At 62.3% G+C, this 21,483-nt stretch carries 23 protein-coding genes; 9 read left to right on the top strand and 14 right to left on the bottom strand.

Features of this window, described 5'->3' with window-relative positions; all coding sequences use genetic code 11:
- Window positions 1–2: 2 nt before the first annotated feature.
- Window positions 3–653 (bottom strand): TetR/AcrR family transcriptional regulator, encoded by a 651-nt coding sequence (locus ABIE52_RS27150; RefSeq protein ID WP_030537009.1) that lies wholly within the window; start codon window positions 651–653, stop codon window positions 3–5.
- A 56-nt stretch (window positions 654–709) separates the two neighbouring features.
- On the opposite strand from ABIE52_RS27150, the gene ABIE52_RS27145 reads away from it, so the two are divergent.
- Complete coding sequence (locus ABIE52_RS27145) at window positions 710–2,254, top strand: MFS transporter (RefSeq protein WP_058037678.1); 1,545 nt, start codon at window positions 710–712, stop codon at window positions 2,252–2,254.
- Here the strand turns inward: ABIE52_RS27145 and ABIE52_RS27140 are convergent.
- Window positions 2,242–2,754: an Lrp/AsnC family transcriptional regulator gene (locus ABIE52_RS27140; RefSeq protein WP_051649709.1), complete on the bottom strand. Its 513-nt coding sequence runs from the start codon at window positions 2,752–2,754 to the stop codon at window positions 2,242–2,244. The genes ABIE52_RS27145 and ABIE52_RS27140 overlap by 13 nt on opposite strands.
- Before the next feature lie 195 nt (window positions 2,755–2,949).
- Between ABIE52_RS27140 and hppD the strand changes: the two genes are divergently transcribed.
- Complete coding sequence (gene hppD, locus ABIE52_RS27135) at window positions 2,950–4,155, top strand: 4-hydroxyphenylpyruvate dioxygenase (RefSeq protein WP_064074306.1); 1,206 nt, start codon at window positions 2,950–2,952, stop codon at window positions 4,153–4,155.
- Between the two features lie 6 nt (window positions 4,156–4,161).
- Here the strand turns inward: hppD and ABIE52_RS27130 are convergent, their stop codons facing one another.
- The 5 genes from ABIE52_RS27130 to ABIE52_RS27110 form a co-directional block, all read right to left on the bottom strand.
- Window positions 4,162–4,812 carry an NUDIX hydrolase gene (locus tag ABIE52_RS27130; RefSeq protein ID WP_020909123.1) on the bottom strand — a complete coding sequence of 217 codons (651 nt, stop codon included), beginning with the start codon at window positions 4,810–4,812 and terminating at the stop codon, window positions 4,162–4,164.
- Window positions 4,809–6,098 (bottom strand): adenylosuccinate synthetase, encoded by a 1,290-nt coding sequence (locus ABIE52_RS27125; protein ID WP_030537006.1) that lies wholly within the window; start codon window positions 6,096–6,098, stop codon window positions 4,809–4,811. Before ABIE52_RS27125 ends, ABIE52_RS27130 begins: the two co-directional genes overlap by 4 nt.
- Before the next feature lie 9 nt (window positions 6,099–6,107).
- On the bottom strand, window positions 6,108–7,094 hold the full coding sequence (locus ABIE52_RS27120) for a hypothetical protein (protein ID WP_161120058.1): 987 nt from the start codon (window positions 7,092–7,094) through the stop codon (window positions 6,108–6,110).
- Window positions 7,095–7,099: 5 nt separating this feature from the next.
- On the bottom strand, window positions 7,100–8,131 hold the full coding sequence (locus tag ABIE52_RS27115; protein ID WP_192712216.1) for a hypothetical protein: 1,032 nt from the start codon (window positions 8,129–8,131) through the stop codon (window positions 7,100–7,102).
- Between the two features lie 84 nt (window positions 8,132–8,215).
- Window positions 8,216–9,115: a LysR family transcriptional regulator gene (locus tag ABIE52_RS27110; protein WP_192712215.1), complete on the bottom strand. Its 900-nt coding sequence runs from the start codon at window positions 9,113–9,115 to the stop codon at window positions 8,216–8,218.
- Between the two features lie 188 nt (window positions 9,116–9,303).
- Between ABIE52_RS27110 and ABIE52_RS27105 the strand changes: the two genes are divergently transcribed.
- Both ABIE52_RS27105 and ABIE52_RS27100 read left to right on the top strand, forming a co-directional pair.
- Window positions 9,304–9,942: a hypothetical protein gene (locus tag ABIE52_RS27105; RefSeq protein ID WP_007732640.1), complete on the top strand. Its 639-nt coding sequence runs from the start codon at window positions 9,304–9,306 to the stop codon at window positions 9,940–9,942.
- Complete coding sequence (locus ABIE52_RS27100) at window positions 9,939–10,715, top strand: SDR family NAD(P)-dependent oxidoreductase (RefSeq protein ID WP_192712214.1); 777 nt, start codon at window positions 9,939–9,941, stop codon at window positions 10,713–10,715. The genes ABIE52_RS27105 and ABIE52_RS27100 overlap by 4 nt, the downstream gene beginning before the upstream one ends.
- Before the next feature lie 15 nt (window positions 10,716–10,730).
- Here the strand turns inward: ABIE52_RS27100 and ABIE52_RS27095 are convergent, their stop codons facing one another.
- Window positions 10,731–11,492 (bottom strand): SDR family NAD(P)-dependent oxidoreductase, encoded by a 762-nt coding sequence (locus ABIE52_RS27095; protein WP_007732643.1) that lies wholly within the window; start codon window positions 11,490–11,492, stop codon window positions 10,731–10,733.
- A gap of 199 nt (window positions 11,493–11,691) precedes the next feature.
- On the opposite strand from ABIE52_RS27095, the gene ABIE52_RS27090 reads away from it, so the two are divergent.
- Window positions 11,692–12,468 carry an SDR family oxidoreductase gene (locus ABIE52_RS27090; RefSeq protein ID WP_003940546.1) on the top strand — a complete coding sequence of 259 codons (777 nt, stop codon included), beginning with the start codon at window positions 11,692–11,694 and terminating at the stop codon, window positions 12,466–12,468.
- A 110-nt stretch (window positions 12,469–12,578) separates the two neighbouring features.
- Here ABIE52_RS27090 and ABIE52_RS27085 read toward each other — a convergent pair whose 3' ends face one another.
- From ABIE52_RS27085 to ABIE52_RS27060, 6 genes are read right to left on the bottom strand one after another with little or no spacing between them, the layout of a single operon-like run.
- Window positions 12,579–13,400, bottom strand: coding sequence for a MaoC/PaaZ C-terminal domain-containing protein (locus tag ABIE52_RS27085; protein WP_007732645.1), 822 nt, complete (start codon window positions 13,398–13,400; stop codon window positions 12,579–12,581).
- 14 nt (window positions 13,401–13,414) lie between these two features.
- Window positions 13,415–14,593 (bottom strand): lipid-transfer protein, encoded by a 1,179-nt coding sequence (locus ABIE52_RS27080; RefSeq protein WP_003940050.1) that lies wholly within the window; start codon window positions 14,591–14,593, stop codon window positions 13,415–13,417.
- Complete coding sequence (locus ABIE52_RS27075) at window positions 14,593–15,021, bottom strand: MaoC family dehydratase (RefSeq protein WP_003940399.1); 429 nt, start codon at window positions 15,019–15,021, stop codon at window positions 14,593–14,595. Before ABIE52_RS27075 ends, ABIE52_RS27080 begins: the two co-directional genes overlap by 1 nt.
- On the bottom strand, window positions 15,018–16,133 hold the full coding sequence (locus tag ABIE52_RS27070; RefSeq protein WP_030537002.1) for an acyl-CoA dehydrogenase family protein: 1,116 nt from the start codon (window positions 16,131–16,133) through the stop codon (window positions 15,018–15,020). The genes ABIE52_RS27075 and ABIE52_RS27070 overlap by 4 nt, the downstream gene beginning before the upstream one ends.
- Window positions 16,133–17,080 carry a bifunctional MaoC family dehydratase N-terminal/OB-fold nucleic acid binding domain-containing protein gene (locus ABIE52_RS27065; RefSeq protein WP_054827060.1) on the bottom strand — a complete coding sequence of 316 codons (948 nt, stop codon included), beginning with the start codon at window positions 17,078–17,080 and terminating at the stop codon, window positions 16,133–16,135. The genes ABIE52_RS27070 and ABIE52_RS27065 overlap by 1 nt, the downstream gene beginning before the upstream one ends.
- Window positions 17,077–18,243 (bottom strand): acyl-CoA dehydrogenase family protein, encoded by a 1,167-nt coding sequence (locus tag ABIE52_RS27060; RefSeq protein WP_003940442.1) that lies wholly within the window; start codon window positions 18,241–18,243, stop codon window positions 17,077–17,079. Before ABIE52_RS27060 ends, ABIE52_RS27065 begins: the two co-directional genes overlap by 4 nt.
- A 130-nt stretch (window positions 18,244–18,373) precedes the next feature.
- On the opposite strand from ABIE52_RS27060, the gene ABIE52_RS27055 reads away from it, so the two are divergent.
- The 4 genes from ABIE52_RS27055 (at window position 18,374) to ABIE52_RS27040 (ending at window position 21,483) form a co-directional block, all read left to right on the top strand.
- Window positions 18,374–18,832 (top strand): nuclear transport factor 2 family protein, encoded by a 459-nt coding sequence (locus ABIE52_RS27055; protein WP_063315782.1) that lies wholly within the window; start codon window positions 18,374–18,376, stop codon window positions 18,830–18,832.
- A 114-nt stretch (window positions 18,833–18,946) separates the two neighbouring features.
- Complete coding sequence (locus tag ABIE52_RS27050) at window positions 18,947–19,804, top strand: MetQ/NlpA family ABC transporter substrate-binding protein (RefSeq protein WP_003940478.1); 858 nt, start codon at window positions 18,947–18,949, stop codon at window positions 19,802–19,804.
- Window positions 19,805–19,816: 12 nt separating this feature from the next.
- The gene (locus ABIE52_RS27045) at window positions 19,817–20,818 is read left to right on the top strand and encodes a methionine ABC transporter ATP-binding protein (RefSeq protein ID WP_064443730.1); all 1,002 of its coding nucleotides are present in this window, start codon (window positions 19,817–19,819) and stop codon (window positions 20,816–20,818) included.
- Window positions 20,815–21,483 (top strand): methionine ABC transporter permease, encoded by a 669-nt coding sequence (locus ABIE52_RS27040; protein ID WP_007732650.1) that lies wholly within the window; start codon window positions 20,815–20,817, stop codon window positions 21,481–21,483. The genes ABIE52_RS27045 and ABIE52_RS27040 overlap by 4 nt, the downstream gene beginning before the upstream one ends.

Here is a 21,483-nt window from a genome sequence, read left to right as displayed (position 1 = left end):
TCTCAGCTCGACACTCCGCGTGCAGCCAGAAAGTCGTCCACGATCTGCTCACACGCAGCCTCCCCGAGAGGCGTCAGCGTGGCCAGCTTGGTGAGCACCAAAGGTCCGACCAACTGAGCAAGTGCGACGTCGTAGTCGTACTCCCCCAACGCGTCGATCGCGTCCGGCGAGCGCAGGATCCGATCGAACGCGTGTCGGTACTGCTCGAAAACCGTCTGGCGCAGCGATCGCAATTCGGGCTTGTCCGTGGACAGGGCATCGACGCTCGAATAACCCTTCAGTTCCGGCCCCAAGCCGAGCCAGCACATCGCCGTCACCTGGATCGGTGCGCTTTCGATGGCCTTGGCCTGACTGGTCAACAACTCGAGCAACTGCGCGCGGAGATCGCCTTCACCGGACATCTCCGGCACCGGCGGCAGTAGACGTGCAAATGCCGCGGCGAGTAACTCCGTGCCGCTGTCGAAATGGCGGTACAGCGTCGCACGCGCGACGTTGGCCAACTTGGTGACGGCATCGATCGTCACGGCGTCGACGCCGCCTTCTGCCAGCAGCGTGGTCGCTGCGTCGAGCAACCTGGACCTGGAACGCTGTTTGCGCGGGTCCTCGTCGTTTCCCTGCTGTTCGATTCCCTGCTTGTCGATTCCCACCGTCACAACTTCAGTTATACCCACTTGGGGGTTGTGGAACTGCTGTTCTTGTAACGATACTGATGGTCTTGTTTCTATCGGGAGGTTTCGTGAGTAGCGATACGACGCTCGAACAGTCCACGTGGACCATCCGACAGATCTGGATGCTGACGGTCGCGTGCTGCGCCGTCGCGCTGGTCGTCGCAGCGATGGCCGCTCTCAACACGGCCCTTCCCGACTTGGCCCGCGATACCGGTGCAACACAGAGCCAGCTCACGTGGATCGTGGACGGGTACACGCTCACGCTGGCTTGTCTCTTGTTGCCGGCGGGCGCACTCGGCGATCGATACGGTCGACGAGAACTGCTCATGTTCGGACTACTCGTTTTTGCTGCCGGCTCGTCGATTCCGGTCTTCGCGGACGAACCGTCGTGGGTCATCGTCTCCCGCGTGATATCCGGCGTCGGCGCCGCATTTGTCATGCCGGCGACGCTGTCTCTACTCACTGCAGGTTTCCCGCCGGCGCAGCGTGCCCGCGCCGTCGGAGTCTGGTCCGGCGTCGCAGGGTCCGGTGCAATCGCCGGACTCGTCGTCTCCGGGCTACTCCTCGAAAAATGGTCCTGGCATTCGATTTTCGTCAGCCTGGCCGTCGTCTCGGTCCTCATCCTCGTGGTGTCGTTCACGATCGTGACGTCGAAGGACACGGAGGCAACTCCACTCGATCTACCTGGTACAGCGCTGATCGCCGGCTCGATCGGACTGTTCGTCCTGGGGATGATCGAGGCGCCGGCCCGTGGTTGGCTCGATCCGGTAGTTCTCGCGTTGCTGGTCGGCGGAATTGCCATGACAGCAATCTTCAGCTGGGTCGAATTACGCACTCGCCACCCACTTCTGGACGTCAGACTGTTTGCCAATCGTGCATTCGGCAGCGGCGCAGCGTCACTGACCCTGCAATTCCTGGCGACTTTCGGCTTGTTCTTCCTGATCGTGCAGTATCTCCAACTGGTGCTCGACTACTCCCCCCTGCAATCGGCGCTCGCCCTCATGCCGATCGCCGTGCCGGTGATGGCCCTGTCCGTGGTTGCGCCCCTACTGATTCCGCGTATCGGCCTTCGCGCCCTCACCGCAACCGGTGTCGCCTTCCTCGGAACCGGAATTGCACTCCTGACGCGCTTGGATGCCAGTTCGACCTATGCCGAAGTCTGTGTTCCCTTGGTAGTGGCCGCCATTGGATTGGGTTTGTCGACAACCCCCGCCACTGCTGCCATCGTCTCCAACGCACCGGACTCCAAACAGGGGGTTGCCTCAGCAGTCAACGACGCAACCCGTGAGATCGGCTCCGCCATCGGCGTTGCACTGGCGGGAAGTATCCTCGCCGCCGGCTACGGAAATCACGTCCAGCCCGCGGTCGACTTGCTACCCGAACCGGCCAAGGAGCCGGTATCCGGTTCTCTGGCCGCCGCTCTCCACGTCGCCGAAGCAGCCGGGCCGCAGGGTGCCCAGTTGGCCGAATTCGCCCGTGAAGCCTTCATCAAAGGCATGGATCAAGGAGCACTCACGCTCGCTGCGATCATGTGGGTATCCGCGATCGTTCTGGGATTCTGGGCTCCGGGTCGTCAGCGAGACTGACCGCCTCGTCGGTACGCCGGGGCCTTGGTCGTCTGCTCCGACTGCAGAGTCTGTAGAAGGGGCATCGACCGGAGCGGCACCACAACCGAGAGAACCATGACGCTGGTCGACCGGGTGGCTATCCCCGACCGATTCAGTTCGAGCAGCGTCGCTTGCAAATCCTCGTGCGACGCAGCGGCAATCCGGCACAGCACGTCGCCGGAGCCGGTGGTGGCAAAGGCTTCGAGCACACCGGGGATTGCCTCGAGTTCCGCGGTGACGGTGTCGAGCGCCCCCTGGGCGATCTGCAAAGTCACGAATGCTTGTACTCCGAAACCCGCTGCAGCCAAATTGACGTGCGGCGCGTATCCGGCGATGACGCCCGCATCTTCCATCCTTTTCAATCTCGCCTGCACTGTCGCCCGCGCAACCTTGACCTGACGCGAAAGCTCCAACGCACCGGCTCTCGGGTGCTTGTTCATCGCGTCCAACAGAGCCAGATCCACTGCGTCGAGATTCACGTCCGCTCCACTCGTCGTTCAACTATGCAAATTGCCTACAAAACAGTGCCACCATCTTCGCATTCCGGCGCTGTGTCTACTTTCAACTACCTCCATTGACTACCCAACCTCTGAAGGACTTATCTGTTTGTACTGGCAGTGCCGAACATGACTCGAGCACCGCGCTGTGTACATCGCACTCAGAGGGGACTCACCATGACCGTCGAACAGACTCTCACCGACGACGAACAGTTGGCCGGCCTGGATCTGGAGCAATTACGCCAGCTGGTCGGACTGGTCGAGTACGACAGCGATCACGATCCCTTCCCGGTGAGTGGTTGGGACGGCCTCGAATGGATCGTCGGAAACGCCACGCAGACTTCACATTTCTTCCAGTCCGCATTCGGCATGGAATTGGTGGCCTATTCAGGCCCGTCGACGGGAAACCGCGACCACCACGCGTTTGTACTCAAGAGCGGTGCCGTGCGCTTTGTCGTCAAAGGTGCTGTGGATCCGACAAGCGAGTTGATCGCGCATCACAGCCGTCATGGCGACGGCATCCGCGACATCGCGCTCAGCGTCCCTGACGTGGACAAGTGCATCGCGCACGCCATCACCCAAGGTGCGACGGTGTTGAGCGAACCGCACGACGTCACCGACGAGCACGGCACCGTTCGCCTGGCCAGCATCGCGACGTACGGCGAGACTCGGCACACCCTCGTCGACCGTTCCCGCTACACCGGCCCGTACCTTCCCGGATACGTCGAACGGACGTCGTCGTACCGCAAGCGTGACGGCGCGCCCAAGCGAATCTTTCAGGCCCTCGACCACGTCGTCGGCAATGTCGAACTCGGCAAGATGGACCAGTGGGTCGACTTCTACAACCGGGTCATGGGATTCACCAACATGGCCGAGTTCGTGGGCGGCGACATAGCCACCGACTACTCCGCGCTGATGAGCAAGGTCGTCTCGAGCGGCAATCACCGAGTCAAGTTCCCACTCAACGAACCTGCCATCGCGAAGAAGCGGTCACAGATCGACGAGTACCTCGAGTTCTATCAAGGTCCCGGCGCTCAGCATCTCGCGCTTGCGACCAACGACATCCTCGGAGCAGTCGATGCTCTGGTCGACGAAGGAATCGAGTTTCTCTCTACTCCGGCTTCGTATTACGAGGATCCCGAATTGCGCGCGCGTATCGGAGAGGTTCGAGTTCCGATCGAGGAATTGCAGAAGCGAGGTATCCTCGTCGACCGCGACGAGGACGGCTACCTTCTTCAGATCTTCACCAAGCCGATCGGAGATCGTCCCACCGTGTTCTTCGAGATCATCGAACGCCACGGCTCACTGGGATTCGGACTGGGAAACTTCAAAGCCCTGTTCGAAGCGATCGAGCGTGAGCAGGCCGCGCGGGGCAACTTCTGAGGTAGGTCAGCTGTTTTCGGTCCACGCCCAGACCACCGCGGGTCGCCCGGTGGCACTGACCCGGACTCGTTCGTCCGTACGTTCCAGCCCTGGCAACGCTTTGAGCGTCCGGTTCAAGTTGCCCGGGTCCGGACGCACACCGGAAAGCTCCTCCGCCACCGCCAGCGCGTACGACGCCGGAAACGACGGACCCAGTAGTGCCCGCGTGAATGCCTGATCTCGCCACAACAGGGTGTCAGCAAGGATCGGGCGGGTATCGGCGACTATCCGATTGTGGTCGAACGCAAGGTCCCCCGGGTTGTCCCAGCTCACCCATTCGGCCGAACCCGGCACCTCGTCCGACGAGATCACTGCCCACATGGTCACCGAGAGCGTCGGACCGCGGGGGTCGCGATTGGGTTCGTCGAACACGGTCAATTGACCGCTGACGAGGATCTTCTCGTCGGGAATTCCGAGCTTGGTGGTCACGGCTCGCCTGGCGGCGTCCTGCAACCGCTCACCGGCGCCCAGCAGTACACCGGGCAGCGCCAACTGCCCGGTGTACGGCTCCGCTTGCCGCGGAGTGACGGCAAATCGCAACATCCCGGGTTCCGGATTGCCGAACCGGAGCGCGATGACATCGATCGAGACAAGTGACTGGTCCACACCGTCCATCATGCAGGCACTGGGCATCGCATCTGACGATCGACCCGGTCGGCACCGTTCGCGGTCAGCACTACCGGCGCACCCATTTCCTCGCTCAGATACCGGGCGAAATCCTCCGGGTCGGCCGGAAGTTCCTTCGGCACGACCCCTACGGCTTTCAGGGAATCTGTCAGCGCCTGCTGGTGATCGAGATCCTTCCACTCTCCGACGGGAACGAACGGCAATCCTTCGTACGCGTGCACCCCGTGGATCGGGACGCCTGCAGCCCGCGCGCGATCCATCGCGTCGAGATGAGTAAGCGCCAAACCGTCGACGCCACCGCTCACCTCGATTGCGTAGTGCAACAACAACTCGTCGAGGTGGCCCATCCGGAATCCGCCTTGATACTCACCCGTCCCGTTGTGCAGCTCGGGCAACACCTTCGCCAGCTCCGGATCCTCCGTCGGGAAGGGCCCAGCTCCGTGTCGTGTCATGTACGTGCGGGTGACGCCGAGTACGTAACTGTCCCGGCCCAACTCGTCGATCATCGCTCGCGCGTTGGACGGTTCGACCGTCGACCACGTGGTGTGTGGGTGAAACCCCCGCCACTCGTCGAGAAGGACACCTTGTGCCCCCTCGAATACCAGACGACCACGGGCACCCAACGCGCCCAGCGCATCCGGGTCGGCGATGTCCACGACGGCACCGAATTCCGCGTACATGTCGACCATGTCGTCGATCGGCGGAAAACCGTGGCGACTCTCCGCGATCAACGGTCCGTAAAATGTGGCCATCGTCGACAACTTACGACGCAAGGAGTCAGGTCGCCGGCAGTCTCCCACCGTAGGCGCATTCGCAACTTCGAGCGCATACGCCGCGGTCTCACCGATCCCCTTGCCGCACGAGCCGTGTCGGTTACCGCCGCGAGCATCCTCACGAGCCCTGTTGGCGGCCACGTGAATCGGCGTCGTCAACAATGCGCGCGCGTCGATCCGTATCAAATCGAACGGATTTCGAACTCCGAGCGCTTCCAGAGCACGCGCCTCCCGGGCGAGCGCGATGGGCTCGACCAACACGAATCTCGAGAGAAACGTCGGGACGCCGGACAGCGTTCCCGAACCGAACTGCGAAAACGTGTGGTGGCGCTCGCCGACCGTCACGTTGTGCGCTGCCTGTGCCCCACCGTTGAACCGGACCACTGCGGCCACACCCAAATCGGCTTGGTCGGAGCAAAGCCAATCGACGGTTGCTCCCTTCCCCGCATCTCCGAACCCGAGGTCTACGACGACGATATCGCGGTCTTCGAACGGCTCCATCATGCTCTCCTTCTATGCGAAATCGACATCGTCCGTATCGGTTCCGAGATCGTGGGGCAACCCGGCCACCGTCGCGGTGCTGCGCCCTGGGATCACAGCGAGAGCCTTGCCGACGGTCTCGGCTTCAGCTCTTGAACCGATGTCGCGGAGATCCGCCAGTCCGTCACGCAGGTCGATGCGGTCCTCACCGATTCCGACCGTCAGCGCGATCAGTTCGCACACCGCAGCGGGGTCGTCGAGTTTGACGAAGCGTTCACCGAGCAACTTCTTCCAGTGATCCGCGATTTCCGGATCGTTGAAGTACGACGACTGATCTGGCAGAACGAAGTAGACATTCCATCTTTCTTCGAGTTCACGGTAGATCGACGAGACCGATACGTCCTGACGTACCTTGTCGCCGATCACCGAACGGATGTGACGAGCCGAGAGCCGCGGCTTGTTCAGCTCGTCGCCGATGATGAAGAGGTAGCCTTTCCTTCCGCGCTTCTCCCAGGCATCCGTACTGGTGTGGCGCGCCATGAAATATGCTGCCAATTCATAGCTTTCCGACTTCTGTCCACCACCGTTGCCCTCGAGGAAGATGGTCCGAAGCTGCTCGTCCATCGCGTTACCCGACTCGAACTGGCCGACTTGTAGTGGCACCTGATCGGAATCGGCGTCGCCGATACCACCGAACAGAATCTGCGGATCATCCGCGTATCCCTTGCGTTGCAGCAGCCCGTGCAGCTTTCCGAGCTTGTCCTGCATGATTCGAGGAACAGCGCCCATCGAGCCGGTGACATCGAAAAGCACTGCTATCGGGAGAGAATCGGGGTGCCCGGCCGAGTCTCGGCATTCACGCTTGTCGACGCCGAAGGGGTCGAGGGTCGGGTCCGCTTTCCAACTGCTTCGCGGACGCGACCGAAGCGAATCGGTGTAACCGAAATCGTCGACACCGCGTGCGGCACGAAAAGTCTTGCCCGCCAAATAGGTGTTGTCGTCCCAGTATCCGTAGCCCATGACAATCACTGTCCTTTCGTGGATGGAACGGCGAACGGACGAAATGTCCGCTGGCCATAGAGAAGATCGAGGAGTTCGTCGAACTCACCCAGTAGGTCGACCGCGTCGGGACGCAATCTCGGGTTGTCCTGCATGCAGCCGTCGGCAAACACCTTCATCCGTTCGTGGGTCTGCTCGCCCAGCATTCGGAGCATCAAATGATGAGCCATGTAGACGTCCCAGGCCGGAGACGCTCCTTCGCCGAGTTCCGGTGGGTACGAATCACGATCGGAACCGATCGTCGCCACCGGGCGGCTGCCCGTACGGGTGGCAAAGGACCAGCCGACCAGCACCACCCCGTGCCGATCAGGCTCGATCAGCACGTTCTCCGCGGTAATCGCGGTGTGCACCCAACCAGTCGCATGAGCTGCTGCCAGAGCCCGAAGTAGCCGTCGGTGCATCCACGCCCAGTCCCGTGGATCGAGGCCACCCGGATACGCCTCACGGACGTCGGCGAGACTCACAAAACCTTCGGTCAGATCGTCCAGCACATCGATCTGACGTCTCGTGCCGCTGCCCACATGGGTGATTTGATCGATCAATCGCGGGAAGTACGAGACTGCCCAACCGGCTTCGCACGAATTCTCGATGTCCGTCAGCACATTCCGTTCGGCCTCGATCATCGAGTTCGCCCGAGGGTTTCGCGGAATCTTGAGTACGACACCGGCATCGGACCGGTACAGGTTAGCGACCGAGCCGCGCGCTACCAGTCCACCCAACATGTACTCGCCCCGCTCGCCGACATAAACGGGTCGAGAATCTGCCGGCTCGAACTCCGCTGTCCAACTGCGGTAAAGCTCGTTCAATCGAGATGTTGCGGCCGAGTATCGCACCCGATCTTCGGGCTTCGCCCGGTCCGGATGAATGGCTGAGGCGAGCCGATGAAAACGACGCTTTGCAGCGCGGCGGGAGTCGAGATCGCTGGAGTCTCCCCCGAACACATCGGCCGAAACTCGTGCTGCCTCGACGATTTCAAGTGCCGTGCTGATCGTTATCATGTTTTTAGTCTAACCGACTAAAACGAAGACGGCAAGAATGCATATTCCATCCGAGTACATGCGCATCACATCAGGACACGGCAATCACCTGTCGGCACCGAGGGCTGAAACAGCTTTGCGTAGCTCGATCACTGCCAGACTGCTGTCGCCCTCGCGGGTACACAGATCGATCGAACACTGCTCGATGTCGGAAATGCGCACGAAACTGATATCCGAGCGGGTGTAGTACTCGGCAATGGTTGCTGCCGTTATCACCACCGCCCGACCGTTGGCGACAACCTCGAGCGCTTCGTCCATCGTGCGGACAGAGGGACCGTACCGGACGGGTACACCACTCGGGCGCGGGTCCACCGACCACCATTTCACCCATTCGGGTGGCGCACCGTCACTCGAAACCTGCACAGTCCCATCTATTTCAGAAATCTCGATACTCGTACGGCCCGCCAGTCGGTGTCCTCGAGGCAGGGCCACCACCCGCGGTTCGACGCCGATCCGTTCGAGCACCACACCGTCGAGCACCGGCAGTGGAGGGCGCACGAAGGCGGCATCGACGGTCGCGCTCGCCACCGCGGAAACCTGTTGGGACCAGTCCAATTGGACCAGCTCCACCTCCGCATGCAACGAATCGATCACCGCACGTCCCAAACTTCCGGCCGCCCCGTTGATGAATCCGATCCGCAACCGCCTGGCCCGCCGACGCTCGAGTGCGTCGAGCCCGTTCATCGCGCGAACGGCGAACTCGAGAGCGGGCCGCGCATCCGCGACGAACACCTCACCCGCGGCGGTGAGCACCACCGGGTGCGAACTGCGATCAACCAACTCGACACCCACCTGTTCCTCGAGTCGACGAATCTGCTGACTGAGAGCAGGCGCCGTGACGAACAACCGGTCTGCCGCTCGGCCGAAGTGCCCTTCCGCCACGACGACGAGCAACGAGGACACCAACCGCAGATTCAGATCTTCACCTCTTCTCGCCTTTTTCATTACCGTCCATTCGGTTGTCTTAGGCCGCTGTTCGCCAGCAAAGTGATGACCATCACGGTATCTGAACAGCGGAGTTAAGCAAACCGGCAATTGTCGAACGAAGTTCTACATGTACAGCGAATGCCACGTCAGGTCACAGTTGTCGCAGATCCGGACAGCCCGCCGAATCCGCGAAACCAGGAGATGTGATGAGCAAGTACGAGCACGAATTCGTCCACATGATGGATGGCGTCGAAAAGCAATTGGAAACCATCGACAATCCGCGGCACCAGAAGATCCTCCGAAACTACCGGCGCCACGCATTGCTCGAGGTCTCCGGTCGTTACAAGGAAATCCTCTCGCCCGACATGACCGTCGAAGAACCCGTCTACCGGTTGTTCGAAGACGGGCAGTCGATTGTCCTCGACGGCATGGACGCCGTCACCAACTTCTACCAGTCACTCGCCGAGACGGACACCCTTGTCATGTGGACCGGACAGTCCGACTTCGCGGTCTCCGACAGCGGATTCTCGGGTGAGACTCTCTTCAGTCAATTCGTCCCAGGATCGATTCTGGGAGACGGGGTGTTCGGCGCGGTGCACGAATCGGGTGGATCCACCCCCGCAGCCCCCGAACAGTCGTCGGACATCGACCCCGACGGTTGGTATCTCGTGCGTCGGACCTTGGCATTTGTCTGGCCGTACGACGAGCAGGGGCGACTCATCGGTGAGCATGTCTACGAAGATTCTGCTTCGAAAGTCGTGACCAAGGTGGACCCGAGCGAGGTCATCACGGCGGCGCGCGCAGCCGAACTGCTTGCCCCACTGCTCGAAACGCACCTGCCGTGAGCGCGCCCGTAGCCATTGTCACCGGCGCAGCTGCCGGGTTGGGCGCCGCTATTGCCGAGCGCCTTGCGGAGGACTTCGGCACCCTGCTTCTCCTCGACATCGAAGAGGCTGCACTCGCCGACACCGCAGCACGCCTGGAAAGCCTTGGCGTAGCAGTCCACACGGCACGATGCGATGTTCGACGTGAAGGTGACGTCAAGAACGCCTTCGACGTGGCTGCATCGGCCGGAAGCCCGACTGCACTCGTCAACGGCGCCGGAATCGGCGTCTTCACTCCGTTCCTCGAGATCACCGAAGACCAGTGGGACAACGCCTTTGCGGTGAACACCAAGGGCAGCTTCCTGATGTGCCGCGAATTCGTGAGCAGAACCGAGGGTCCGGCAGCGATCGTCAACATCGCGTCGATCGGTGCCCGCTTGGGCGGTGACATGCTCGCGCACTACGGACCGTCGAAGGCCGCCGTGATCGAGATGAGTCACAGCGTCGCCCGGATCGGTGCGACTCGAGGACTTCGCTCGAATACGGTCATGCCCGGCCTGATCCTCACCGACATGTGGCTTCGAACCATCAAGGAACTGCGTCGACGCGATCCCTCGCTCACAGATGTTTCCGATGCTGACGTCTTCGATTCTTTTGTCGCACAGATGGTTCCGATGGGTCGAGCTCAGACGCCCGGAGACATCGCCGAGATGGTCGCCTTCTTGCTCAGTGACAAGGCTCGCAACGTCACCGGCCAGACGATTGCCGTCGACGGCGGCGCCGTGATGACCTGATCGGGTCGATGGCGGTCAGCCCCAGCGCGACTGGCCGCCGTCGAGCGGGATCGTGGCACCCGTGAGGTACCCGGCGTCTTCGCTGACGAGGAAGACGACGGCACGACCGATGTCGGTCTCGGGGTCTCCGACGCGTCCCAGCGGAATACCTGCGACAAATGCCGCTGCCTCTTCGGGATTCTTGTCCATCCACCACTGCAACGCGGGAGTCTTGGCGTGCGGGGCAACATTGAGAACGCGAATGTTGTCCTTGCCCCATTCACAGGCCGCAGCGCGGGTCAACGAGCGCATGCCTTCTTTGATGGAACCGTAAGCGCCGTAGTTACTGGCATCCCAGCGCACCGCCGCCGAGGTGACCATGTTGATGATGACGCCACCGCCACGACTGTTCATGTGGGGGTACGACGCCTGCATCATGCGCAGGGTGGCGAGCGGCCCCGTCGCGAAGGAACGCTCGAAGTCTTCGTCGAGCACGCTCAAGAGTGGGCCGGGCTTGCAGTCGTTGGCGTTGTTGACCAGGATGTCGATTCCGCCGAACAGTTCGACGGTACGGTCCACGGCGTCGGTGATGTCGTCCTTCTTGCTGACGTCGCAGACCACCGCCTCACCGCGCGCACCGATGTCAGCCAGTAGTCCGCACGTGGTGTGCAACTTGGATTCGGTGCGGCCGGCAACGGCGATCACGGCGCCCTCTTTGGCCAAGGCCAGGGCAATCCCCTGCCCGATTCCCTGACCCGCACCGGTGATGAGTGCGACTTTGCCTTCGAGCTTGCCCATGTGACTACTCCAATGTCCGTCGACGCAGAGGTCCCTTTTGCGGGAGGGACCGGTCGATTCTGGTGACTGCCGCTGTTTGTCGTCTACACTCGACCTACAAAACAACCAAGCACTTGCTTGACCCTAAGGTGTGCGACCACGTCGCGTCAATCACATTGGGCGCCAATTCAGCTCGGCACCGCACCAGGAAGGCTCCACCGTGACACTGCCCAACCCCGTCGATTTCAGCGGACGCTCGGTGATCGTCACCGGCGGCACCAAAGGCATCGGCTACGTCATCGCCGAAACCTTCCTCGCCGCGGGTGCGAACGTGCTGGTCTGTGGCCGTAACGAGCCCGAAAACCTACCCACTGCCGACGGTCGTAGCGCAGCCTTTCGCGCCACGGACGTCCGCGATCCCGCCGACGCCGCAGCCCTCGTCCAGGATGCCGTCGAGCGCTTCGGCCGTCTGGACGTCCTGGTCAACAACGCCGGCGGCTCCCCCGACGCCGACGCTGCGACGGTGTCACCCCGCTTCGTCGAGAAGATCGTGGCCCTGAACCTGTTGGCACCCTTCAACGTTGCCCAGGCCGCAAATGCAGTGATGCAGACTCAGGACGACGGCGGCGCCATCATCAACATCGGCAGTGTCTCGGCGATCGACCCGCAGCCCGGAACCGCGGCGTACAGCGCAGCCAAGGCAGGCCTCCTCGTTCTGACCAAGGCATTGGCCCTCGAATGGGCGCCGAAGGTCCGGATCAACCACATCACCACCGGCCTGATCCGTACCGAGGCTGCCGCCGAGGTCTACGGCGCCGACGGCGGCGCTGCGGTCACCAGGACCATTCCGATGGAGCGCATGGCCGTGCCGGCCGATATCGCCAACTCCTGCCTGTTCCTGGCGAGCCCGCTCTCCTCGTACGTGAACGGCGCCGACATCGCCGTTCACGGCGGCGGTGAGTACCCGGCTCGCTACATGGCGACCCACCAGGATTGAAACAAATACGAAGCAGCCCCTGAGCGGATTCGCTCGGGGGCTGCTTCTTCGTGTGAACAACTGCGGGGCGCGACGAGGGGTCAAGCACCCCGCAGTTGAGTCTGGAGGGACTAGCGAGCGGAGAAGCTCACTCGTGCACCGGAAATCGCTACCTGATCACCCTTGGTGACCTGGAAGGCCAGGTCGTCGGGAGTTCCCCACGCAACGATGGACGGCGCCTCACCCGGATGGATCGCCGCAGCGAATCGACCTTCGAGACTGACAAGATCAGCCGGATGCACTCCGGCGACCCGAGCAAGCTCGAGTGTGCTGGCGGCCAACGTGCACAGGCCGTGCATGATCGGACGCGGCTGGTTGATCCGCGCCGCAGCCTGGGGATCGATGTGGATGTGGTGCTTGTCGCCCAGGAGCCGGTACATCGCCGTCTGGTTCTCCGCTGTGGTCAGCACACCGGTCAACGAAGGCTCGCCGGTCGGCTCCGCCGGACGTGAGGGTCCACGTTCTCCGCCGAATCCACCGGCACCGGGGGCAAAAAGTGACCAGGTCGCGACGAAGTATTCGCACTCCACCTTCACTTCGAACACGGCCGCTGCGCCCTTGTCCCACACCTCGCCGACCGAAGCCTTCAAGGTCACGTCACCGCTACGCGGAAGCGGAGCAAGCACTTTCAGCTCTTGCGAGCCGTGCAGTGCCGTCGAGGTGTCGAAGGCGCCCGCCGAACCCAGAGCGTCGGGAGCCCACTGCGCCAGCGTCAGAGCAAAGGTCGGCAGTACCCGAAGCTGATCCTCGAAGACGAGGTCCAGCTCGGTCGCCTTGGCGCCCACGGCAAGTGCGTACAGGATCGCGTCGCGCTCGGTGTACGACACGGTGCGGGTCCCGAGATCGGCTCCACGCCAATCGCCGGCGGTCTTCGCAGCTTCCGAAGTTGTCACTGTCTTTTCCTCTCTCAAACAGCGCCGAGAACGAGACCGCTGGTGGGTACTGCTGTTCCGGCTGTGACCAATACGTTTTCGACGCCCTCGGGCTGGTTGGTCGACGTGCCTCGCACCAGTCGCACACCTTCGGCAATTCCGTTGACACCGTGCAGGTACGCCTCGCCGACCTGACCACCGTGAGTGTTGGACGGCAGGCGTCCACCGATCTCGAGGTTGCCTTCGCGGATGAAGTCCTTGGCTTCGCCTGGCTTGCAGAAGCCCAGTTCTTCGAGCTGGGGAAGCACCAACGGAGTGAAGTGGTCGTACAGGATCGCGGCGTTGATGTCGTCCGGTGTCAGGCCGCTCTGGCCGTACAGCTGACGAGCAACCAAGCCCATCTCCGGGATACCCGAGATGTCGGGCCGGTAGTAGCTGGTCATCATGTGCTGATCCTTGCTACTGCCCTGAGCGGCGCCCTTGATGACGACGGGCTTGTTGGCCAGATCCTTTGCGCGCTCGGCAGAGACGATGACCAATGCCTGGCCGCCGTCGGTTTCCTGGCAGCAGTCGAGCAGGTGCAGCGGCTCGGCGATCCAGCGCGAGTTCTGATGGTCCTCGAGCGTGATCGGACGCTCGTAGAACCAAGCAGCCGGGTTGTTGGCGGCATGCTTGCGCGCCACCACTGCAACTCGTCCGAAGTCCTCACTCGTCGCACCGTACTGGTGCATGTAGCGGCGGGCGAACATGGCGACCCACTGAGCGGGAGTCGACAATCCCTGCGGAGTCATCCACGCATATGCCGCGCGATCCGCGGTGCTGTCCATGGGGCGATCGTGCTGCCCTAGGCCGTAGCGCACACCGGAGCGCTCGTTGAAGGCGCGGTAACAAACCACGACGTCGGCAACACCCGTCGCAACTGCCATGGCCGCCTGCTGCACGGTGGCACACGCAGCGCCGCCACCGTAGTGAATGCGCGAGAAGAACTTCAGCTCGCCGAGACCACAGTTGCGAGCCACGATCGCTTCGCCGTTCGTCTCCGACGTGTAGGTGGACAGACCGTCGACCTCGGACGGATCGATACCGGCGTCAGCGAGTGCCGCGACGATGGCCTCACACGCCAACTGCAGTTCGGTGCGGCCGGAGTTCTTGGAGAACTCGGTGGATCCGATGCCGACGATGGCGGCGGCTCCCGAGAGTGGGCTGATCGCCATCAGGGCCTCTCCTCTTCCTTGAAAGCGACTGCGACGGTGCCGGATGCATGGTTGCCGAGGCTGTTTGCACCCTGCACCTTGACCACGACCACTCCGTCTTCCTTGGACACGACCTCACCGGTCATCGTCATGGTGTCACCCGGGTAGTTGGGCGCCCCGAGACGAATGGCGATGCGGCGCAGGGTCGATGCAGATCCGGCCCAGTCCGTGACGTATCGACCGACAAGACCGTTGCTCGTGAGGATGTTCATGAAGACATCCTTCGAGCCACGCTCCTGGGCCAGGCTCGGATCGTGGTGCACGTCCTGAAAATCGCGAGTGGCGATTGCCGTGGCGACGATCAACGTGCGGGTCAGCGGGATCGCCAACTCGGGCAATGCCTCTCCGACAACGACGTCTGCGTAACTGCGACCGGCAAGTACGGTCATGCGAGCACCTCCACACCGGATGCGAGCTGCGCACCCAGACGCGCTAGATCGGAGCTGGAACCACCGAGGGTGGCAGCAATCTGCTTGCCCCACAACAGGTGACGGTGAACCGGGTAGTCGGTGTCGACGCCCATGCCGCCGTGAACATGCGTGGTGCGATGCACGACGCGCTGTCCGCCGTCGGTAGCCCACCACTTGGCGACCAGTACCGAGGTGCCGAGATCCAGTCCCTCGGAGATGCGCCAGGCGGCCTGCCACAGTGTCACGCGCATCGCTTCGAGATCGATGTAGCAGTCAGCGAGTTGATGATTGACGGCCTGGAAGGTCGCCAGCGGACGGCCGAACTGCTTGCGGCCGTTCAGGTACGTGACGGCCTGCGCGACTGCACCCGAGCCGACGCCCCATTGGATTGCGGCCAATGCCAGCTGAACGCGGTCGATCAGCCACGGAACCGTGGTGCCGTCAGCCGCACCGATCAGCTGCGCGGGGGCACCGGCAAAGGTGACGTTGGCACAGATCTCCCAACTGGTGGACTGCGTCTGTTCGAGCGTCACTCCCTCGGCACTCAGGTCGACCAGCAGCAGTGCCGTACCAGTGGAAGCGGTTGCCGAAACGAGAGCAAGGTTCGCGACGTGAGTCATCGGCACTACTGCCTTCTCACCCGTCAGAGTCCAGTTGCCGTCGGCGTCCTGCTCAGCCGTGGTCAGTGGGTCGCCGCCAGTGTACGGACCGAACTCTTCGAGACCGACGGTCAGGAATCGACTGCCGTCGGCAACTCCCGGAAGGAGTTCGGCGCGAAGGGAATCAGAGCCGAATTCGTTGACAGCCAATGCTGCAAGGGTCGTTTCCCAGATCGGCACGGCCGCAACGTGACGTCCCTGCTGTTCGAGCAGTGCGTACAGCTCGGACAAGCCGAGGCCACCGCCGCCGAACTCCTCCGGCAGGGCGATACCGAGCAACCCGGTGCTCGCGAGTTCGCGCCACAGTTCACGGTCGACGCGCTCGGCGGAGAGTTCGATCTCCTTGGTGCGCTCGATCGTTGCCTTGCTGGTGAAGACCTCGTCGGCCAGTGCGCGAATTGCTTCCTGCTCTTCGCTGAAATTGAAGTCCATCAGTGCTCCTCGCGTACGGCCGGCCGGAACGCGGGAAGCGTCAGATCCGGGTCGGCGTCGATCCAGTCAAGTTCCACGGGCATGTCGACCACGACATCTTCGGGCGCGATACCCACCATGTTGGCGATCAATCGGGTTCCCTCTTCGAGTTCGATTACCGCAACGATGAGCGGGTAGTCGAACGCGTCGATCTTGGGGTGGTGATTGACCACGAAGCTGTACACCGTGCCACGACCCGACGCGTTGATCGTGTCCCACTCGAGTGACCGGCACTCCCCGCACATCGGGCCGGTGGGATGACGCAGCGTCTTGCAGGACGTGCAGCGCTGGATCACCAGACGGTGCTCCTTGGCTGCTTCGAACCAGAAAGCGTTGTCCGCGTTGAGAGCCGGACGCGGGCGCAGTGCACGAGGAGCTTCGGGCGCAGCAGATTCCTGAGGTTTGAACCGCAGCGTCCGCCACCGCTGGGTGCCGACAACCTGATCGTCACCGTTGCGGTAGGTCTTGAGCGTCGTGACGAAGTGTCCGACACCGAGGCCGGTCTTCTTCTCCGGCGAAATCGACTCGATGACCTCGGTGTAGTTAACGCGATCGCCTGGGCGCAGTTCGGCGAAGAACTCCTGATCGGAATCGGTGGCCACGACAGAGCTGTAGCCGGCTGCGTCGAGGGTGGCGATCAGATCGGTCCACACCTGCGACGGGTCGTTGCCCGCCATCTTGTCGGTAAAGGTCCGCATGATCCAGACCTGAAGCATCTGAGCGGGAGCGACGACGCCGTCACGACCGGTGGCGCGGGCAGCGTCGTCGTCGAGGTAGACGGGGTTGGTATCGCCCATGGTCTCGGCCCAATGCCGAATCATGGGGATGTTGACCTCGTCTGGCCCCCAGGTGGTGGGAACAAGCGTCTGGCCGACAAAAGCGTCGAGTTGCGCCGAAATGTCGCTCACTTGACCCTCTTTTCGCGAACGAGTCCCAAGCCGATGGTGCCGACCATGTCCCGCAGAACTTCGTTGACGCCGCCGCCGAAGGTGTTCACGACACCCTGACGCGAGATCTGCTCGATCTGACCGGCAAGCAGAGCGCCCGGAGACTCGGGGCGGATGCGACCGGCGGAGCCGAGAATTCCGAGCAGGGTGCGGTAGACGTCGACGTGAGTCTCGGTCCCGTACGTCTTGGTGGCACCGGCGTCGGCTCCGGAGAGCGTGTCCTGTGCGACGGCTGCCGTCATCTTCCAGTTCAGCAGTCGCATGGCCTCGAGCTTGGCGTGTGTGCGAGCGAAGTCCTGTTGCACCCACGGGATGTCGATGGCGCCGTTTTCCTTGGCCCAGTCCAGGACCAGGTTCCACAGACCGTACGTGCGACCACCGATGGCCGCCAGGCCGATTCGCTCGTGGTTGAGCTGAGCCGTGATGAGCTGCCAGCCGCCGTTGACCTCGCCCACAACGTCCTTCGACGGAACTCGAATGCCGGAGTAGTACGTGGACGTCACCATCAAGCCGCCGACGGTGTTGATCGGTGACCACTCGAAGCCTGCATCCTCGGTGGGGACGATCAGGATCGAGATTCCCTTGTGCTTGGGGGCATCCGCGTCGGTGCGGCAGGCCAGCCACACGTAGTCGGCAGTGTTGGCGCCACTGGTGAAGATCTTGTTGCCGTCGACGATCCACTCGTCACCGTCGAGAACCGCACGAGTCTTGAGTGACGCAAGGTCGGTGCCGGCCTCGGGCTCGGTGTACCCGATTGCGAAGACGATGTCGCCGGCCAGGATGCCGGGCAGGAAACGTTCCTTCTGTTCTTCGGTGCCGTACTTCATCAACGTCGGTCCGACGGTATTGACCGTCACGAAGGGAAACGGCAGACCTGCGCGCTGAACCTCGTCGAAGAACACGAACTGCTCTTCGATGGAGCGTCCCTGTCCACCGAATTCCTTGGGCCAGCCGATACCGAGCCAACCGTCCTTGCCCAGCAACTTCACGATCTCGCGGAAGTACTCGCCACCCACACCTTGCTCGCCGGCCGCGCGACGCTTCTCTTCCGGCAGCAGCGCCGCGAAGTACGCGCGCAACTCCTTGCGGAGCTCCTGCTGCTCGGGCGATTCCCTCAGATCCATCGCTGTTTCTCCTATGGCATTCATGGCTGGCAACTCTTGGCCTGGACGCTAACCAGATGCCCAGGTGGGCGCTGTGAGTGTCTCGATGAGCGGGAAGCCGAAACATGAGCGGCGTCACATAGGGTGAGATATGCGCATGGACTCCTCGGATCGCGTCGCTCTCACCGACTTGGCCGCCAGGTACGCACAGGCCGTCGACCGCCGAAACACCACTGCACTTGCGGCTCTCTTCACTGACGACGTGGCATTCGTCTTGCCGCCGGCACTGAACGGAACGGATGCGCCGACGGAGATACGTGGGAACACCGTCGTCAGTAGTTCGGTGGTCGATGCCGTCTCACATCTGCACTCGACCCGGCACATCGTCGAGCAGCAGATCCTCGACCTCGACGGCCCCACCACCGCACACGGTGAGGCTTACTGCTCCGCTCACCACATCTATCCGCGGGGCGAGGGCCACCGGGACAACCGGATCGAGATCCGTTACCAGGACAGCTTCCAAAAGGTCGACGGCACCTGGCTGTTCTCGCGTCGCGAACTGGTAGTCGATTTTGCCGAGGACGTTCCGGTCATCCTGCTCGGACAATAGGTACATGAAAAAATCGCGGTGATTCTGTATCTCCTCACGGGAGGTTTACCGGGCTAGCGTTCAGCAACTGTCACGCCATCTCGGCGTGCGTTCGGCTATGTCTTGGAGATTCACATGTCACGCTCGCGCACCAGAAGATTCCTCGCTGCCTTCGCAGTGGCCGCCGTCGCAGTCGGAACCGTAGCCGCGTGCTCGAGCGACAACTCCTCCGACGAGAACGCACCTCTTCGCATCGTCGCTTCTTCGGTTCCGCACGCCGAGATCCTGAAGTTCGTCGAAGAAAAGGGCCTGCTCGGTGACACCAAGATCGAGGTCAGCGAGATCACCGGCGATCTCGACGCCAACGAGGTGCTCGAAGCCGGAGACACCGACGCCAACTTCTTCCAGCACGTGCCGTACCAGGAATCGTGGTCGAAGGAAAAGGGTGTCGACGACCTGGTCGCCGTGGCGAAGGTCCACGTCGAGCCCCTCGGTGCATATTCCAAGAAGGTCACCAACGTGGCCGACCTGCGCCAGGGCGCAACGGTCGCTTTGTCCAACAACGTGACGAACTTCGCCCGTGGGCTGTACCTGCTGCAGCAGGCCGGATTGATCAAGCTCGATCAGCAGTTGGGCGCCCCCGGCACCGACATCACGCAGATCAGCGAGAAGAACATCATCGACAACCCCAAGGGACTCACGTTCACCCAGGTCGATCCCCCGCAGCTGCCGCGCACGCTCGACGACGGAAATGTCGATCTCGCAATCATCAACGGCAACTACGCAATCGAAGGTGGCCTCAACCCGGCCAAGGACGCCCTGGTGCTCGAGAAGGCCGAGGGCAACCCGTACGCCAATGTCCTGACCGTACGCACCTCGCTCGAAAACGATGCGCGAGTACAGAAGTTGGCCGAGGCATTGACGTCCGCCGACGTCGCGACGTTCATCGAGCAGACCTACCAGGGCTCGGTCATTCCGGCCAGCGCTACCTGATCGAGACCCGTCATGGTCTTCTCGATCGAATCGGTCTCCAAGGAATACCGCAGCGGCACACAAGTTCTGCATGCACTCGATTCCGTATCCCTGAAAATCGAAGACGGCGAAATCTTCGGCATCATCGGCAAAAGCGGCGCCGGCAAGTCGACTTTGCTGCGCTGCCTCAACCTGCTCGAACGCCCGACCAGTGGCCGGATTCTGTTGGGCGACACCGATCTGACCGCGTTGAGCCCAGCGCAACTGCGCGACACACGCAAGCGGATCGGTGTCGTGTTCCAGCATTTCAACCTGCTGCATTCCCGTTCGGTCGCCGCCAACATCGCCTTCCCTCTCGAAGTGGCGGGATACTCGCGGGCAGATCGCCGTGCCCGCGTCGACGAGCTGATCGAGTTGGTCGGCCTGGAAGACCGACGTGACGCCTTCCCTTCGCAACTGTCCGGCGGACAGAAACAACGGGTCGGGATCGCGAGGGCCTTGGCGGCTTCTCCCGATGTCCTCCTGTGCGACGAAGCCACGAGCGCCCTCGACTCGGATACGACCGATTCGATCCTCGACCTGCTCGCCGACCTCAATCGACGTCTGGGTGTGACCATTGTTCTGATCACCCACGAGCTCAACGTGGTTCGACGGATCTGTCACCGCGCCGCCCTGATCGACCAGGGACGCATCGTCGACGAGGGAACGCTCACCGAACTGGTCGCAGACCCGGACTCACCCCTCGGCGAGGCGCTACTGCCGGCCGGAACGGTGCGAACGTCCCCGACCGGAATTCCGGCACTCCTCACCTTTGTCGATTCGCTGTCGACCTCGCCTGTGATTTCCCAACTCTCGCGCGATCTCGATGTCGACGTCACCGTGATCTCCGGCGGTATCGAGGACATCGGATCCCATCAGGTCGGTCGCCTTCGCGTGGAGTTCGCCTCGCACACGGGACTCGTCAGCAACGAAGAGACAAGAAAGTCTGTCGAAGAACATCTTTCGCAGCGCGGAGTGAAGGTGACGTTCTCATGAACAAGACGTCCTGGCAGGATTCCCTGGGCGAAGCATGGGAAGCCCTACTCGACACGCTCTACATGGTCGGTGTCTCGTTCGTGCTCACCGTGATCATCGGTATCGCTCTCGGTGTTCTGTTGCACGCGAGCGCGCCCGACGGAATCCGTCCCAACCGCGTCCTCAATTCGGTTCTGGGCACCGTGGTGAACATCGGCCGTTCGCTGCCGTTCGTCATCTTGTTGGTGCTCCTCATCCCGGCAACGAGGGCGATCGTCGGAACAGCGCTCGGCGCCACGGCAGCGATCGTCCCGCTGACCATCGGTTCGGTGCCCTTCTTTGCGCGCGTCGTCGAGAACGCCTTGCGTGAAGTCGATTCCGGACGCGTCGAGGCAGCGCGGTCCATGGGCGCCACCGACAAAGACATCATCACCAAGGTGCTACTGCCCGAATCCGTTCCGGGATTGGTAGCAGGAGCAACCCTGACGGCGGTGATGCTGATCGGCTTCTCGGCCATGGCAGGTGCCATCGGCGCCGGTGGACTCGGCGACTTCGCAATCAAGTACGGCTACCAACGATTCAACACACCGGTGCTGTTCGTCGCAGTCGTGATCTTGATCGTGCTGGTGCAGGCAATCCAGTCGACCGGCGATCTCGTGGTTCGTTCAATGGCGCACAAGCGGTAA

The organism is Rhodococcus sp. OAS809, from assembly GCF_040546695.1.
GTDB classification, from domain to species: Bacteria; Actinomycetota; Actinomycetes; order Mycobacteriales; family Mycobacteriaceae; genus Rhodococcus_F; species Rhodococcus_F qingshengii.
Note: the sequence above shows the minus strand (reverse complement) of the source record. Positions and strands in the feature narration are given on the sequence as shown.